22 protein-coding genes and 2 tRNA genes are annotated in these 16,061 nt (G+C 35.7%); 20 read left to right on the top strand and 4 right to left on the bottom strand.

Annotation, left to right across the window (positions count from 1 at the left end; all coding sequences use genetic code 11):
• Entirely contained in the window at window positions 1–690 is a 690-nt protein-coding gene (gene pseF, locus HDT10_RS02030; RefSeq protein ID WP_290879468.1) for a pseudaminic acid cytidylyltransferase, read from the top strand.
• Here pseF and HDT10_RS02025 read toward each other — a convergent pair.
• A complete protein-coding gene (locus HDT10_RS02025) occupies window positions 687–863 on the bottom strand; it encodes a hypothetical protein (RefSeq protein WP_290879466.1) in 177 nt (58 codons plus the stop codon). The two genes, pseF and HDT10_RS02025, sit on opposite strands and share 4 nt — an antisense overlap.
• A 99-nt stretch (window positions 864–962) precedes the next feature.
• Between HDT10_RS02025 and HDT10_RS02020 the strand changes: the two genes are divergently transcribed.
• The 4 genes from HDT10_RS02020 (at window position 963) to HDT10_RS02005 (ending at window position 2,656) form a co-directional block, all read left to right on the top strand.
• A tRNA-Pro gene (locus tag HDT10_RS02020) sits at window positions 963–1,040 on the top strand.
• 16 nt (window positions 1,041–1,056) lie between these two features.
• A tRNA-His gene (locus HDT10_RS02015) sits at window positions 1,057–1,133 on the top strand.
• 82 nt (window positions 1,134–1,215) lie between these two features.
• Window positions 1,216–1,980, top strand: coding sequence for a complement resistance protein TraT (traT, locus tag HDT10_RS02010; RefSeq protein WP_290879464.1), 765 nt, complete (start codon window positions 1,216–1,218; stop codon window positions 1,978–1,980).
• Between the two features lie 181 nt (window positions 1,981–2,161).
• A complete protein-coding gene (locus tag HDT10_RS02005) occupies window positions 2,162–2,656 on the top strand; it encodes a ferritin (protein WP_290879461.1) in 495 nt (164 codons plus the stop codon).
• 661 nt (window positions 2,657–3,317) lie between these two features.
• On the opposite strand, the gene HDT10_RS02000 is transcribed toward HDT10_RS02005, so the two are convergent.
• A complete protein-coding gene (locus HDT10_RS02000; RefSeq protein WP_290879458.1) occupies window positions 3,318–4,034 on the bottom strand; it encodes a helix-turn-helix domain-containing protein in 717 nt (238 codons plus the stop codon).
• A gap of 232 nt (window positions 4,035–4,266) precedes the next feature.
• Between HDT10_RS02000 and HDT10_RS01995 the strand changes: the two genes are divergently transcribed.
• The 12 genes from HDT10_RS01995 to HDT10_RS01940 all read left to right on the top strand — a co-directional run bounded on the left by HDT10_RS01995 (window position 4,267) and on the right by HDT10_RS01940 (window position 13,363).
• Window positions 4,267–4,458: a hypothetical protein gene (locus HDT10_RS01995; protein ID WP_290879456.1), complete on the top strand. Its 192-nt coding sequence runs from the start codon at window positions 4,267–4,269 to the stop codon at window positions 4,456–4,458.
• An 8-nt stretch (window positions 4,459–4,466) separates the two neighbouring features.
• Complete coding sequence (locus HDT10_RS01990) at window positions 4,467–6,986, top strand: DDE-type integrase/transposase/recombinase (protein WP_290879453.1); 2,520 nt, start codon at window positions 4,467–4,469, stop codon at window positions 6,984–6,986.
• 193 nt (window positions 6,987–7,179) lie between these two features.
• Window positions 7,180–8,124 (top strand): AAA family ATPase, encoded by a 945-nt coding sequence (locus HDT10_RS01985; protein ID WP_290879450.1) that lies wholly within the window; start codon window positions 7,180–7,182, stop codon window positions 8,122–8,124.
• Between the two features lie 147 nt (window positions 8,125–8,271).
• Window positions 8,272–8,460, top strand: coding sequence for a sigma factor-like helix-turn-helix DNA-binding protein (locus HDT10_RS01980; RefSeq protein WP_290879448.1), 189 nt, complete (start codon window positions 8,272–8,274; stop codon window positions 8,458–8,460).
• Between the two features lie 420 nt (window positions 8,461–8,880).
• Window positions 8,881–9,366: a host-nuclease inhibitor Gam family protein gene (locus tag HDT10_RS01975; RefSeq protein WP_290879446.1), complete on the top strand. Its 486-nt coding sequence runs from the start codon at window positions 8,881–8,883 to the stop codon at window positions 9,364–9,366.
• Window positions 9,367–9,718: 352 nt separating this feature from the next.
• The gene (locus HDT10_RS10200; protein WP_367159057.1) at window positions 9,719–10,393 is read left to right on the top strand and encodes a helix-turn-helix domain-containing protein; all 675 of its coding nucleotides are present in this window, start codon (window positions 9,719–9,721) and stop codon (window positions 10,391–10,393) included.
• Window positions 10,394–10,551: 158 nt separating this feature from the next.
• Window positions 10,552–10,740 carry a hypothetical protein gene (locus HDT10_RS01965; RefSeq protein ID WP_290879443.1) on the top strand — a complete coding sequence of 63 codons (189 nt, stop codon included), beginning with the start codon at window positions 10,552–10,554 and terminating at the stop codon, window positions 10,738–10,740.
• Between the two features lie 100 nt (window positions 10,741–10,840).
• Window positions 10,841–11,449 carry a BRO family protein gene (locus HDT10_RS01960; protein ID WP_290879442.1) on the top strand — a complete coding sequence of 203 codons (609 nt, stop codon included), beginning with the start codon at window positions 10,841–10,843 and terminating at the stop codon, window positions 11,447–11,449.
• A gap of 9 nt (window positions 11,450–11,458) precedes the next feature.
• Window positions 11,459–11,647, top strand: coding sequence for a hypothetical protein (locus tag HDT10_RS01955; protein ID WP_290879440.1), 189 nt, complete (start codon window positions 11,459–11,461; stop codon window positions 11,645–11,647).
• A gap of 59 nt (window positions 11,648–11,706) precedes the next feature.
• On the top strand, window positions 11,707–12,135 hold the full coding sequence (locus HDT10_RS01950) for a phage protein GemA/Gp16 family protein (protein WP_290879438.1): 429 nt from the start codon (window positions 11,707–11,709) through the stop codon (window positions 12,133–12,135).
• Window positions 12,136–12,181: 46 nt separating this feature from the next.
• Entirely contained in the window at window positions 12,182–12,469 is a 288-nt protein-coding gene (locus HDT10_RS01945) for a Mor transcription activator family protein (RefSeq protein WP_290879435.1), read from the top strand.
• 69 nt (window positions 12,470–12,538) lie between these two features.
• Entirely contained in the window at window positions 12,539–13,363 is an 825-nt protein-coding gene (locus tag HDT10_RS01940; RefSeq protein ID WP_290879431.1) for a hypothetical protein, read from the top strand.
• Window positions 13,364–13,365: 2 nt separating this feature from the next.
• On the opposite strand, the gene HDT10_RS01935 is transcribed toward HDT10_RS01940, so the two are convergent.
• Window positions 13,366–14,040 carry an endonuclease gene (locus HDT10_RS01935; RefSeq protein ID WP_290879430.1) on the bottom strand — a complete coding sequence of 225 codons (675 nt, stop codon included), beginning with the start codon at window positions 14,038–14,040 and terminating at the stop codon, window positions 13,366–13,368.
• 119 nt (window positions 14,041–14,159) lie between these two features.
• Here HDT10_RS01935 and HDT10_RS01930 point away from each other — a divergent pair, with 119 nt between their 5' ends.
• From HDT10_RS01930 to HDT10_RS01920, 3 genes are all read left to right on the top strand, one after another.
• Window positions 14,160–14,438 (top strand): hypothetical protein, encoded by a 279-nt coding sequence (locus HDT10_RS01930; protein WP_290879428.1) that lies wholly within the window; start codon window positions 14,160–14,162, stop codon window positions 14,436–14,438.
• Window positions 14,439–14,770: 332 nt separating this feature from the next.
• Entirely contained in the window at window positions 14,771–14,995 is a 225-nt protein-coding gene (locus HDT10_RS01925) for a hypothetical protein (RefSeq protein WP_290879425.1), read from the top strand.
• Window positions 14,995–15,465 (top strand): hypothetical protein, encoded by a 471-nt coding sequence (locus tag HDT10_RS01920; protein WP_290879423.1) that lies wholly within the window; start codon window positions 14,995–14,997, stop codon window positions 15,463–15,465. Before HDT10_RS01925 ends, HDT10_RS01920 begins: the two co-directional genes overlap by 1 nt.
• Here HDT10_RS01920 and HDT10_RS01915 read toward each other — a convergent pair.
• Window positions 15,450–15,911, bottom strand: coding sequence for a phage virion morphogenesis protein (locus HDT10_RS01915; RefSeq protein WP_290879421.1), 462 nt, complete (start codon window positions 15,909–15,911; stop codon window positions 15,450–15,452). The two genes, HDT10_RS01920 and HDT10_RS01915, sit on opposite strands and share 16 nt — an antisense overlap.
• Window positions 15,912–16,061 lie beyond the last annotated feature (150 nt).

Here is a 16,061-nt window from a genome sequence, read left to right as displayed (position 1 = left end):
ATGGAATCTTGCGTCTGTGTTATCCCCGCACGCGGAGGGAGCAAACGAATCAAAAGAAAGAATCTCAAAAACTTTTGTGGCAAGCCTATTTTGTCTTATAGCATACAAAACGCCCAAAAGAGCGGAATTTTTGACGCAATCATCGTTTCAAGTGATGATGAGGAGATTTTAGAATTTGCTAGGAATCTTGACGTACGCGCACTCAAGCGTCCAGAGGATTTAAGTAATGATTATGCAGGCACGCGGGAGGTGATTTTACACGCAATCAATTCTCTTGCACAAAGTCAAGCAATCAAGGATTTATGGGTGTGCTGCTTGTATGCCACTGCGCCTTTATTGGATTATCGCACTTTGCAAAATGCTTTTGAAATGGCAAAACAAGAGGCGCAAGAGTGCTACTGCTTCGGTGCGGTGGAGTATGATTATTCTCCTTATCGCGCCTTTAGCATACAAAAGGGTAAGAATGCGATGCTCTTTAAAAACTGCTTCACGAAACGTTCGCAAGATTTAGAAAAGATCTATCACGATGCGGGACAATTTTACTTTGCTACCGCAGAGACTTGGCTAAGTCGCGAAAATATCTTTGAGGATTCTTTGAGTTTGTTGCTTCCGTCCTCTCGCGTGCAAGATATTGATACACTAGAGGATTGGGAGCTTGCGGAGCTGAAATTTAAACTTTTGAATCCTTAATGAGCTAGTGCGATCTTATGGGTTGCTACGCCGATAAATCGGCTCACAATGACGCAAATTGCGTATTTCATTTGTGCCAAATCGTAGATTGCCACAAAATTTTTCAAATTTTCTTGCAATGATGAAAGCAACACGATTCTGCAAGTGGAATCTCTGTAATTATAATGGCGCATACTCAAGACTTGTTTTATCTTTGTGAGATGTGCGAATCAATAAAGCATACTTGACATTTAAGGTTCTAAAAAAGTATAATTGCGCTTCTTTATTTTAGTCGGGGCGTAGCGCAGTCTGGTTAGCGCACTTGGTTTGGGACCAAGGGGTCGAAGGTTCGAATCCTTTCGCCCCGACCATTCTTTATTCTTAATGGTGGGCGTAGCTCAGTCGGTTAGAGCATCAGATTGTGGTCCTGAGGGTCGTGGGTTCGATTCCCATCGCCCACCCCATTAATTTCCCTTGAGAATCTCCCTTTAAAAACATAATCAAATAATGGTATAATGTTTTGATAAATTTTACAAAAGGCAAATAATGAAAACAATATGGATTCCCATTTTATGTGTTTTAGCATTTAGCGGTTGCTTAACTACGAGCTTAGAAACCAAAGCAACAATGTCGCAAAGTATTTTTATAGATCCTGTAGCAAAGTCCAAACAAACAATCTTTGTCGTTATGCGCAACACAAGCGGACAAAACATTGATTTGGAATACAAGATTTTGCACAAATTAAAAGACAAAGGCTATACCATTGTAGAAGATCCGGAGCTTGCGAACTTTATCTTACAGGCTAATGTGCTTTATTGTAATATCAAACAAGAAAGTAATGCCACAGGAGCAGGTATTATAGGGGGTATCGCAGGAGCGGGTATCGGTGGATATAACCACCATTCCGCCACAGGAACCGTTGTGGGCGGATTAGCCGGCGTGGCTGCAGGTGCAATTCTAGGAAAGCTCACAGAGGATGCGATTCTTCAAATGCAAGTAGATATTAATGTCCGCCAAAGAATTGAAGGTGGAGCAGTCAATGAAGTAGGCACTGCAGGTGGACAATCTAGCGTGTATGATGGGCAAAGAGCAGGTTTAATGAATAGTGTTGGCGGAAAGGTTGCGAGCACGCAAGGAGGTGGCAATCTTAACACAAACCAAATCCACACTAAAAATCAAATTTATACAGGCAATTATTCCGAAAAATCCACGACACTTTTCGCTGAAGCAACGAAACTAAATCTTAATTTGCAAGAAGTCATCTCCGTCTTGGAAGAAAAAATCTCTACACAGATTGCAGGGATTTTCTAATCTTAACCTCAAAGATTTTATCAATGCCTTGCACCATTGCAAGGCAACTCCAAGCAAATCCAAATCAAACGGAGAAGAATTCTCTTAATTGTAAAACATAAATGATAATTATTATTAAGTTAAGCTTTATAGAATATACTTTATAATTAGAAGTTTTTAAATTCTCACTAAAGGAGACAAAATGATTTCAGATGATATTGTCAAAATGCTTAACGAACAGATTGCAAAAGAAATGTATGCGGCAAATCTGTATTTGAGTATGAGCTCTTGGTGCTACGAAAATAGCTTTGATGGTGCAGGATTGTTTTTATTTCAGCACGCAGATGAGGAGAGCGGACACGCAAAACGTTTGATTACTTATCTCAATGAAACAGATTCTAAAGTGAGCATTGCACAAATAGCAGCTCCAGAATCCAACTTCGGTGGTTTGCTTGATGTGTTTGAAAAAACTTATGCGCACGAGCAAAAAATTACCCAATCTATCAATAATCTTGTGGATTTTACGCTTCAAAGTAAAGATTATCCAACCTTTAATTTTTTACAATGGTATGTCAGTGAGCAGCACGAGGAGGAAGCTCTTTTTCGCGGTATTGTTGATAAGATTAAACTCATTGGCTCAAATGGTGATGGTCCTTATCTCGCGGATAGATTCATTAAAGAACTTACCGCAAAATAAGCTTCGCTTGTGTTAAATTTGGGTTAGATTGATTCCTTGCGAGACTTTGAATTATAGATTTGTAAGTGTGGGCAAATTGCTTCGCAATGTGTGCTTTGCTTATGCTTGCAATGGCGCGGAGGGAAACTCGTCTGTGAGGCTCTAAACTTTCACCTTTTATCATTACGAGATTCTATAAGGAATCGTAGCAATCTGAATCTAGCATTGCTTGAAATTTTCCATTTTATCATTGCAAGCAAGTTTTAAACTTGTATAGCAATCTACGATTCAGCATAAATAAAATACACAACTTGCGTCATTGCGAAGCCTTTGTAAAAGGCTGTGGCAATCTATAATGAAGCATACCTGCAATTCTGCTACTCTGTCGTTGCTATCTTTGGTTTGTCATCATTGTGAGATTCCACTTGTGGAATCGTGGTTTAAAGGGTCATTTTATTTCAAAGTGTAAATTTTATAGAGTAAGTGGCTTGGAGCTTCGTTAAAATGGCACTTTGTGATTTAAAATACTTTGATTTAAAATAGAAAATTAAGAAAACTTTTTTCACAAAAAGGGCTATTTTTTCACAAAACATCACAAAATCAATCACAAAATGCCCTCAAAAAAGTAGCTTTAAAAGCGTATTAAAGGGCATTTAAAGCACTCACAAAAAGTATCACAAAATTAGATGATACAACGCAAAACTTTTCCCGCAATGATAATCTCTATTTGGCTATCTTCTAGTGGGATAGAATAGCTTTTATAATCCTTATTTACACTTATAATGTCTAAAATCCTTTTAATTGGGTCTAGCTGAAAGAGTTTTACCATTAATTGTCCGCCATAATTAATGATATAAAGCCCATCTCCTCTATATTGCCTATCATCTTCAAACACAACCCAACTATCAGGCATTAACATAGGTATCATAGAATACCCCTCCACCCTTATCGCCTTTAGATTTTTGCTTGGAATAGCTTTAAAAAAAGCTTTACCAATGGTTAAAACTTCCCCACTTTCATAACATTGTAAATCTAAAATTTCATTGCCTCCCTCTGCTTGCGCACTTAGATTGAGCTTGGGAATGGAATAGTATTGGTCGTTTAAGGTTTGGGGGAGATTTTCTTGATTGGGGGACAAGTTTTTTGAACTTAGAGACACACTAGGAGACAAGTAGGAGACATTTTCTTTAGACTTGGAGACATCACTAGGAGACACAAAATAGGTAATATCAATTTTTAGCGCATTTGCTATTTTCTCCAAATTTTCTAAAGTGATATTACCTTTGTTGGCTTCATATAATTGTAGGCTTGCTCTTGAGATACCACTAAGATTAACCAATTCGTTTTGAGTTAATTGCTTAGCCTCTCTAGCTTCTTTGATTCTATTGCCTAATTTCATTACTTTTAAGGAATATTATCACAAAAAAGATAAAACTTAAAAGTGGTTTGGGTGGGCGGGAAGAATATCGCTTTTGGAGCTTTGAAATGCAAATTTTAAAGTGTAAAAAAGTGGTTGTAAGGCTCAAAGTTTGGAAGTTAAGAATCACTTTCAAACTAGAGCTATAAAACTACTTTCTCCACTCCCTTTGTGGAGTGGTTAGGTAGTATTATAACATAAAATAGAGGATAGTATGAAAAAATTAAGCATTTCTGAACAACTCTCCAAAAAAGGCTTTAAGATAAGAACTTGGGCTAAATCTAAAGGGCTTAGTGATTCAGATTATAATGTCTTGTTGGATTTGTCTAAGGGTAAAACTAAGGGCAAATGGGGCAAAGCTAAAGAGTTAAAAGAACTCTTACAGAAAGAATTTAAGATTGCTTAGGTTGCAATATGTGGATAAGCAGTAAAGAGTTTGCGAAGTCTTTTAATATTAATAAGAAGAGCCTAGAAAAAGCTTGTTTTAGAGCCAATCAGAAATGCAAAAAAATTTGCACTATTAGGTCTATTATAATAAACTTTACTTACTGCAATGGCATTGGTGGAAACGCAGGCAAAATCCTCCAAATTTGGAATACCCCCTTATCCAAAAAACAAGTAGAAGCCATAGAAAAAGGCTACCCCATTAAATATGTGCTAGAGGAAATGGGTGAGACAATGGAATACGCAAGGGCAGATAAGGTTATGGATTGCTTCACTAACGTTCGCAATAACGAACTAACACATAATAACAAAGCAACACAATCTAATATTATGGAATCTATGGATTCTAAAACATTGGATTGTAAAGGAATTAACAATGAAAAAACTTCTCAAAACATTCAAGGAAAAACTCTACACACTAGAGGGCTTGATTGTGCTAGCAAGCATTATTGTGGGACTACTAGCAGCAGCAATTCCACTATTTATCGGAATGATTTATCTAATGGTGAGATAGTAAAATCTCCTTTATGCAAGATTATGGATTGCCACACTCCGCTACGCTCCGTTCGCAATGACGCAGTGGAAACTACTAACGCAGAATCTCGCAATGACAAAGCGGAATCCAATAATGACTCTCTTGCTTGGCACAACCTCACCACTCACCAAAAATCCCAAGCCAAACAAAGAGAAGCAATCCTATTAGACTATGAAAGTGCAAAGAGTGCAGGAATCAAGGTAGCACACTTTATAGAGCTTAAAAACAAAGAGGATTCTACCCTAAATCTCACACAAGGAAAGCTTTTTGATTGGCAAAGAAAGTATAAAACACAAGGTTTAAGCGCGTTAAGCGATAAAAGAGGTATTGCAAAACTAGGCACAACTTCACTTCCTCAATGGGCACAAGAGGAAGCCATAAAAATGTGGCGCATAATGGGCAGTGGATATTTGAATCGTATGCAGTTATGGAGAGAGCTACATATTATCGCACACTTGTATGTCAAAGAATATTCTTATAAGAAATTCCTCCAATGTGAGATTCCTCCTCTTTTTTCACTTAATACTCTCAATCGTTTCTTGGATTCCTACCTCAAAGCAAATTCTTTAGAATACACGCTCATCACTTATGGAAGTGATAAGACAGATTCCTATAAAGAACCCTCCTATGGAATCCAAAGAGAACTCTACACTCTGCCTAATCAACTCTGGCAAATTGACTCCTCTCCACTAGATGCAATCGTGCTAGATAGTGAGGACAAACAAATCCGCCCAAGCATTCTTTCTATCATTGATGTGTATAGTGGGAGAAGCATAGCCCTTTTAAGTGAGACTTCCGATTCTAATGCAGTAGTTAGGCTAATGTGGAAAGCATTTGAAAGTATGGGCAAACCCCAAGCGATTCAGTTTGATAATGGGAAAGACTATCTAAGCAATAAAGTGCAAGGACTACTAGAGGGATTAAACATTAAATTTGTGCGCTCTGCTGCCTATAAAGGCAAAGCAAAAGCCATAGTGGAACGCAGATTCCGCACAATTCAAGGAAGCTATATTACCGCAATTAGTAGCTATATCGGCAGAAATGTCAATGAAAGAACGGCAAGAGAATCCCAAACCCCAAAAAGAGAAAGAAAAAGCAAGGACGCATTAGGCAATCCAATCAAAACACAACAAAAGCATATCATCAGCTTTGAAGCTACCTTAAGTTTGCTAGAGGAAGCGGTAGAGTTTTGGAATATTGATAGGGTTTCAAGAAAATGGAGCAAGGCGCAAGGTAAAAGCCCGATGGATTTATGGAGTGAGGCAAATTTTCAAAAAGTCAGTGTAGATTATACGCAATTCTTACTCTATGCAGAGGAAGGCAAGGCAAGGGTTATGGGTAAAAATTGCATAGAAATGCGTCCTTACTCTTATGTGCCAACACAATACATTGAAGCAGGAACTAAGGTGCTTGTGCGCGTGAATATCAATGCTTCCAATGAAGCCTTTGTCTTTACCGAAAAAGGCGAGTTTATCTGCAAGGCTTATGATAGGAAAGCAAATCCCCTCACGCAAGAGCAGCTTAAAACCATCTCCAAAGAATACAAAGCAGCCATTAAGCGCATAAGAGATTTACAAAAAGATGCAACACACTCCGAGTTTATCCGCAGGAATGCAAGACTAGAAGCGGAAAGCTTGAAGCGCAAAATGGATTCTGCAATACGCAATGGAGTGGAATCTAATTCCTCTATATGTGGGGGTATGGAATACGCAAGGAAAGATAAGATTATGGATTGCTTCGCTAATGCTCGCAATGACAGAGAGGAAGAATCTCGTAATGACGCAGTGGCAGGACGCAATTCCAAAACACAAAAATCCCTTAAAACAAAAGTCAAAGAGGCAATCCATAACGCACAAGTAGAACAACACAGAGAGGATAATTGGGAGTTGCCAATGGATACAAACGACAACACAGAAACGATAGATGATTGGGATTTGTTACAGAAACTTGGATAATGCCTTGCAAGAAGCCTTAAATCAAAGGTTTCTTGGAGGGTAACCTCTATGATATGGCAGTTAGTTTTAAAAGCTCACAGACAAGAGTAGGAAACCTAGCTTTTATTAATAAAAGCTTTCCTCATTGCCTGTTCGCTTTAAAAACTAACTTGCCTTATGCGAACTTTTAAGCTTGCACAAACAAGGAGTAACGATGAAAAATGTAGCAATACGAGAGCAGATTATAGCATTTTTAAAAGAGCAAAGAGAAAAAGATGCAAACTTTTCTCAAAGCAAGTTAGAGTTGAAGCTTGGAATCAGAAAGACATACATTAGTCAATATCTTAACAATCCAGACTTCAAATATGCCGCAGGCGTGGAAGAGAAGTTTGCGATTTTCCTCAAAGAAGTGGAGGAGAAAACACAAGTTAAAAAACAAATTATGGGCTTAAACAACTTGGATTTTATTGAGACAAGTGATGTAAAAAGGATTTTTTCAAGATTGCTTTTAGCAAGTATGCAAGGGGATAGAATCTCTGTGATTCTAGGCGCAAGTGGCACAGGCAAAACAAGAATCGCAAAAGAATATTGCAAAAGCCATTTAGAAGCAATCTTTATAGAGGCAACGCCTGATATGAATGCCAAAGACATTCTAAAAAAGCTTTGCGAGGAGCTAAATTTGGGAGAGTTTAAGAGCAATCATAGCGGAATCTTAAAAGTTGCAACTGCTTTAAAGCAAAGCGGGAAATATATCATCGTAGATGAGGCAGAACATTTAAAGTGGAGAGTATTAGAAACCCTAAGGCGCATTATGGACTTCTCTAAACAACCACTCATCTTAGTAGGCACACATTGGCTTGCAGATTCTCTAAGCAGTGGCAGACTTGGAAGCAAAAGAGAGCAGGAACTTGCACAACTAAGGAATCGCTGCTTAGGGAGATATGAATTAAAGGGTCTGCAAAAAGAGGAATATGTGGAGATTTGCAAAGTAAGTGGAATCCCAACCAATTGTGCTTGGAAACTATGGGAACTAGGACGAGGAAACTTTAGACAAAGCGAGGGAGTGCTAAGGCTAACGCTTGCGAGAGTTTCTCTAAGTGGCAAAGAAAGTGCGACTTTAGAGGATTTGGAATCCACAAGAGCAATGATGTATCTATGAATCGCGTTATCGCTTCGGCTTTTAAAAGCTTCATCACTAGAATCTGCAGTCATTACCGCTTAGGTAACTCCTTTGATTCTATCTTGAAAACTTTTAAAAATCCTTTGCGCTAAACGATTCCACAAAGCAAGTGATTTAGGATAGCAAATGACTTTCAAAGAGATTGGGAGAGTGCTAGGGATTAGCCCACAAAGAGCAGAGAAAATTTATCAAAGAGCCCTAAGGAAACTCTCTCACCCTAAAAACAAAGACAAATGGTATGCAATCTTAGAATTAGCAGCCGAGATTGAAAAAGAGAGAGCCAAAAGTAATTCCAATACTTTAGATTTTAGATAAGTCTAAAGTATTGGGGTTATAGCCCTAAAAGTTGTGAATAAAGTTTAAAAATTCACAAATATTACGCCTAAACTTTAAGAAATATCTTAAGCAAGAGTAGGAAACCTGAAACTTAACAAGCAGTTTCTTCCTAATTGCTACGATATTTTCTTGAAGTTTAGGCTTTTACAACAAGGAGAGCAATGAAAAACAAAATGATTGCAGGAAAGAAGTGTGATTATTCCTTGCGTTATTTCTACGCCAAAGGAGATTATATCTACTCTAAAAGCACGAATAGAATCGTAGATATAAGGAGACGTTAATGAGCCTAAGAATCATTAAAAAGGCAAAGGTAAAAATGGCAGTGGCTACACTCTATGGATTTGTAGCTTGGGAATATCAAATAGCAAAATGGCTAGAAAATGTTTGAAAGGAGAATCAATGGAAATTAAGAGCTATGAGGACATTAATCTTGCACTTAAGAGAATCGCAGAGCTTAGTGTGGGGATTGAAAAAATTAATGGAGAGGTTACCTTAGAGTGTAACAAAATCAAAGAATCAAGAAGCAATGAGATTGAAAAACTCTCCAATGAGAAAAAGTATTTAGAGCAATGTGTAAGTAGTTTCTGCGAGGAGAATAAAGCAGACTTTGCAGAAAAAAGAAGCAAGGATTTTACCTTTGGCACGATTGGTTATCGTCTTGTGAAATCTGTCTCACTCCCTAGAGTAAGAGAAAAGATAGACAAACTCATCTTGGCACTTAAGAGCTATGGTTGCTCTGATTGTATCAAGTATGAGGAAAGCATTGATAAAGAAGCTGTGTGTGAGCTAGAGGATTCTACGCTTGTAAAGCTAGGGCTTAAAAGAGTAGTCAAGGATAGTTTTAGAATCGTGCCTAAGATTGAAAGCTTGGAGAGTGCGCAATGAAATTAAGGGGGGAGGCAATGACGCCACCTTGTCATTGCGAAGCCTCGTAAGAGGCTGTGGCAATCCATAATCTAGCATAAAGCAACTTTTACAATGGAATCTTTAAAGGTGCAAGATTATAGATTTGCAAGTGTGGATAAATTGCTACGCAATGTATGCCACGAATGCTACGCATTCTCGCAACGACTGAAATGGGTGCAATGATATAATAAAAGCTTTTCGCAATGCCCTTGCCTTGCAAGAAATCTTTAATTCCTAAGGTTTCTTGGAGGGTTAAATATTCTTTAAAAGCCTAATTTATGGGCTTTTAAGCAAATTTTTAGTAGAATAAACTAAAGAAAAAAGGGTAAAAATGACTTATATGAGTTTTATAGAAATTTGCAAAGAATACGCAAGAGAGCATAATAAATTTTTGCACCCTAATAATGTAGAAGCACAAAAACCACTTTATAAAATGTTTAAAGGATATTGCTATGCAAAAGGCTTAAGTGAAGATGAAGAGGAAAGTATATTTGAGTGGTTGGATAGTGAGGTGAATAATCCTGATGTGATGATAGACAAACTAGATACAACCTCCAATGAAAGAATCGTAATATTTGGGACATTAAAGGATAAAATTTGTCTCCAAACAGAGATTAAAAGAGGCAATGAAAAACAAATTGTCTCTGAAGTTAAATTGCAAATTACACAAATCTTAAATTATGCACCTTTTTATCACGAAGGGGGAAACCATATTATATTTAAAGACACAAAAACAGGGGAAATATTTTATTGTATTGAATGGCATTATGCCAAAGAGCCAAAAGAAAATCTTATTAAAAAGACTTGTAAAGAGCTAGGACTAACTTATAGAGAACTTGGAGAGAAGATAGGGTATAGTGAGAGTGCCATAAATAACGCTTCAAGACAAGATAAAATAAGTGAGCCACTTACATTTGCCATTAATTTATATCTTGAGAATTTAAAGCTAAAAGAGGAGTTAGAGGATTTTAGGATTCTTAAAAAAATTCTCACTAAAAGACTTTAAAAGTGTTTCGCATTCTATAAAAAACATAAAATAAATATAATAACTATTGACAATAACATATTATTAATGTATAATTGCTACATTAAAACATAAATAAAGTGTTTTAAGAAAAGTTCTTTAAAATGGGATTGTTAAATTAGTTTTGCTATAATATTTAAATGTATGATTTAACTAAAAACATTGGTTTGGGTCTTTTTGTAAATGGAACTTTTACATTGCTTAATGGTGATTTTGGTATTATGCCAATCATCATTACAATAGGAAGTATCTGCATTATGTATATGTCTATTAAATTAGATGAAAGGAGCAAAAATGGGACAAGCCATTCTAACAATAGCAACAATTAGTTTATGTGCTTTTTTGGCTTATAAACTCTATTTTAAAAAAGGTAAGCAATACTAACTTTAACAATCCCTTTAAAGAACTTAAAAATTTAAAGGGAAATCTATGAGATTACAAACTTTCACAAATCAATCTTTGGGTAATATGCGGATAATAGAGGATAATGAAAATCCTCTCTTTTGCTTAAGTGATGTGTGTAAGATTCTTGAAATACAAGATACCCACAAGGTAAAGGAATCTGTCTTAAAAGAGTTTGAGCTATCCACCTTAAAAGTGGGTAGCTTTGATACAGGTTTTGGAATCAAAGATTTTACTGTGATTACCGAACCCCAACTCTATTTTATTCTTATGCGTAGTGATAAACCAAAGGCAAAGCCCTTTAGGCAATGGGTAGTAAATGAAGTCCTCCCAAGCATTAGGAAACAAGGATTCTATTCTGCTCCTAATGTAGAATCTGCTTTAATCACAGAGTTAAGAGATTCTAATTTAAGCAAAGATTCTTTAAAAAGAGAGAATGCAAGTTTAAAAGATGAGCTTCTACAAACCCAAAGGGAGCTACTAAACCTTTATAGATTCCAACCCAAAAGCAAGGTTAAAGAACATTCTCCTGATACCATTGCAAAAATTCAAGAATTAGCTAAAAGTGGTGTGAGTGCCTTAAAGATTGCTAGGACACTTGGAGTAAGTGAATCAAGTGTGCGAAAATACAAATAAAGGATTCCTATGCAAAGACTAGAAATAAAAGATACATTAGAAGATATTGCCAATGATTTAAAGAGTCTCTCTAACATTGCAATATTTATGGGGATTGGGTGTAAAGAGTATCAAATAGAATCTCAAGAGATGTGGTTTATCTCTGATTGTTTAGAGAGATTAGTCACTGCGTTAAAAGAGGCAAGAGAGAGTTTGTAGTCGGCAAGATTCCAAAACTTTTAAACTTAGAATATTGAATTAACATACAAAGGAATCTAATGGAAACACTCACTCCACTACAAGAAAATGAGCGCAAGCAATTAATTACAGGCATTCATATCAAGAAAAACGAACTAGGTATGGCAGAGATTCAATATAGAGATTTGCTATGGGAGAGATACAAGGTAGAATCTAGCAAGGAGTTAAGTTTGCAAGAGCTAAAAGAGTTTGCAAAATCCTTAGGCTTTATTCCTAAAAGACACATCAAAGGCTTTTATAAAGAGGGTAATGCAAGTAAGGCACAGATTCAAACAATGATTGGAATCTACAATGAAATAGCAGAGGTTAAAAATGAGCTAGGATTGAGAAAGTTTATCCAACGCATTATTGGTAGATTGCCTTTATACTTGGAGAGCTTAAGCATTAAAGAAGCACAAAAGGTAATTATTGCGCTAAAGAAATGGCAAAGAAGCAAAAAAGGGGATTAAAAATTGATGTAAATTTGTTAAAATTCTGTTATGTTAAGGAGTTTTAATGGAATCCCCAATTACCAATTCTGATATATTCTTTCATCTCTATGAGCAAATCAAAAGCGGTGCATCTCTAAAGCAAGTCTTGCAAGATTTTGGTGGGGCAAATGTTTATATTCCAAGCTATAAGAGTGTGCAAAGAGATGAGGATATTTGGGAAGATTACCAAAACCTTTTAAACAAACATTTCCCTAAAAAGCATATTATGCTAAGCCTGCAACAAAAATATGATTTGAGTGAGCAACACCTCTATAAGATTCTTAAAAACAAGAGACAGCCGAGCTTGTTTTAAATCCTTAGCCATTCCAAAAGTTTAAGTATTTTTTGAATAAAATGTTTCATTCAAAATAAGGAGTTGTCTATGGCAAATTTTATTGCTTTTATTACATTCTTGTATTTTTTAGCGTTTTTGTGTTATTGGATTGTTTCTGCTATTACAAGAAAATTAAAAAAGGATTCATTGCCACGTTCTTTTAAGTTTAGAATTGCGCGATATTTATTTTTTGCTTCCTTTTTTGTTTTTATTGCCAGTGTTGCAGTTGACGATGCCCAAAAGAAAGAAACACTTGCCCAAATAAATACCGAACAAGTTGAGGAAAAACCTGTTGTAGAGATTCAAGAACAAGAGGAGGAATCTCAAAAAACAGAGAATGGCATTAGAAATAAAAGCTATGATATTGAACCTATGAAAAAACAACTCATTGCAAAAAAGATAGACCAAACAGAAATTAGACTTTTTATCTTGCAAGATTCTAGCAGTTTTCTCCACGATAATGGAATTGAGGATATAGAATCTACAGATTTTATTGATTGTATGAATCTCAATATTTTCTCTAATGAATTTAGGAAAAATGGTAAAACTGACCTTGCTCCCATTAGGGAGGTTTGCTATAAGGAGTTAAAAGAGGGAAATCCATTCAAGAGTGCTTATCGCGGAATTGACCCCTTTAACTCTTTTTCTATGCTCGGAAATATTGTCAATAATGTGAGTAATGGCAAGTTTGAGGTTGTGAGGACTGGAATGGAAAAATATAAAGATGGGACAATTAGAATACTCGTTGTTTGGGATGGAAAATACAAAGGAGAATCAGGCGAATTTGGGGTTAAAAAAATAATAAAAGATTTTGCCGATTTACAGGGTGGATTTGATATAGGCGACATTCTTTCAAGGATGGGGGACTTATAGTCTCACTTCCTAGTGGCAAACTCTCTAAAGACTTTCTCTCTTTCACTCATAGGATATTGCCTATCCCAAGATTCCATTAGCTTTCTCTCTTGATTAGAAAGTTTAATATTATAGGTTTTGCTCATATAAAGATAACTTCTTGCAATCCAGCCCTTAGAGTAATTCGCAGGATAGAATCTCTTGGCTTTAAAATTTGTATAAACCTTGCAATTTCCATATTGTGTAAATCGCAATCTTTTAGGAGATTCTACAAATCTGTAATTACTCCTATCATCATTTATTTCGCCAATGGAAGGTGCTAGATTCTGTAAATCTGCTTCCATTTTTTTAAATGTTTTATCCTTTTGGCATTCTTTCCTGCCTCCTTGTCTCCAACAAGGCAAATGTTTCCCAAAGTTATGGGCAGGCATAATGTGTTCCCATTCAATGACTTGAGCTCTCGCATTGATTTTACCTTTCTTTGTTTTAACATTTCTTGGAGTATAGGCTTCACTAGGCACAACTTCAAAACGATTTTTAACCCATTGAAAAGGCGCATTGCAATAAAAGTCGGTTTGGTATTCTTTATTTTTAGCATAAAATTCTACTAAGGCTTCCTTAGCTTCTTTGAAAGTATTTATTTCCTTTGCACTTAATAATGTAGAGAATAATAAAGCAATAATAGTTATTTTTGACACTCAATTCCCTTGAATTTGTTTAAAATCATAACTTTTTATTTCTTAACTTGCAGACTACCACAGCACACACTAAGCAAAGTGGAGTTAATGTTGTCCCAATAAAACATAAAGGAGATACTATGATTTTAGAAATCATACACGAAGAAGAAAAAGTCTTTTTATCTTTGGCAATTAATCAACATTCAGAAATTGGATTGCTAGCAAATCAAGAGGGTATTAAAATTGCTTGTAACAATCTTGAATGCGAAATTGAAGTCAAGGAGAATTTTAATATCTTAATTAATGCAGTATGTAGAGTAAGAGAAAGAATTGATGAATCTTTAGAGAGTAAAGACATTTCTTTGGTAATTGATTTGAAACAAATCATTGATGATGTGATTCAAGAGTTTAAGGATTAATTCTTAATGTTAAGCCATAGCTTCATTTACAAGCTGTGCTTTCTCTTTATGCTACCACATTCAATTCCCCCCCCCCTTTTTTTTAAATCTAAAAAGAGCATAGTTTAAATTTGTGCTAATTCCTGTTTCCTAAAACGATAAAGTAACGATAATATTTACAGAAAGTTACAATTTAAAATTATTATAATCTTAAATTTTATACAATTTCAGCCACTTTTTAATGAAAAATTGAAAGAATACAAGATAAAAATTTATAAAATACAAAAAATAATTATCTTTTACTTCAAATATCAAATTTTGATATTCAGCTTATATTTTGAAAAGGAGACGCTATGACAAAAGAAACTGCACAAGCTATTTTTGAAAAAGTCATTAGCGAAAAAACAGGTGGCGTTATTTCAACGCGAGAAGAAGCCAAAACACAGCTACATAATGGAATTAATCCCAAGATTTCTACTTTCTTAAAAGAGTATGAAAACGATAGAGAAAAAGTTGTAGAAAGGGAAATCAAAGCAGGGAAAGAACTAGCCGCATCCTTACTAAAAGAGGTAAAATAATGGGTATTCAAGGCGAACTTAGCAAGGCTTCGTTTGACTTTTCCGATATGGCGAATGTCATAAATTTATTTTTTGATTGTTCTGAGCAATATTACGAAATTCGTGTTGATGACGAAACAGAAAAGCGTTTGTTAGAAAAAGTAGTTAGTCAATACTATGACCATGTAACAGCTTATGGAGTTTCTGTAAATGGTGTCTGCCCTTATAAAATGTTGGCTTGGAGCGGATACATTCTATGTAGAGATTTTTGGGAAAAGGGTAAACAAGACTTTGCTGTTAAATTTTTAGTGTCAGCTATCGTTGCTGCTGATATGCTCTTGAAAAAGGAAGAAGTAGAATTACATCAAGAGATATTATTAAAAGCTGTTAAAATGGTAAAATCTGAACTTGAGGGAAAGACGCATATAGGTTTAGGAATGAATGGCTTATATATGATTTTTAGGGCTATTTCACTTCAATATTCCAAGTAATTTTTCAAATAATCCACCACTTCTCCCTCTAGCCTCTCGCCTAAATCCTTTGGAATCTCTCCATTTTTATTAATCGGCATAAAAGGACGTACGGGGATTGTAACCCTTTTATTTCTCCCCGCTTTCCCTCCAAATTGATGTATTGCAGCATATTGTTTATTCGTGCCTACTTGTGCGCTATTGCCTGTAACTTTTTGCGTGAAAGATTGACTTAAAAGCCCACTTTGAATAAGAATCTTATTGCCTCGCTTCTTTTGTAGGGTTCTAGGTGAGTTAGATTTCCATTTCTCTCCAAATGGTGAGGCTTGTTTGTCAAAGGATTCCTCTGTAACATTTTGCAAAGTATTAGCAATTCTCCTTAGAAGCGGTGTTTTATTCTCTAATGCTTTACTTAACCTTTCTAGCTTGCCTTGTAATTCTTCAATGCTAATGATGATTTCTGCCATAATGTTACCTACAAATACCTAACTACCATTGCAGTAGAATCTCTCCCGCTACTAAGATTTGTAAAAATCATTCTTAGCCTTTAGTTTGCAAGATTCTTTATAGTGTATTGCATTTTTTAATCCTTTGTGGTAGAATCTATACCTTAAGAA

Origin of the sequence: Helicobacter sp., from assembly GCF_014799995.1 — a bacterium.
Classification (GTDB): Bacteria; Campylobacterota; Campylobacteria; order Campylobacterales; family Helicobacteraceae; genus Helicobacter_D.
This window is presented reverse-complemented; position numbering and strand designations above follow the sequence as displayed.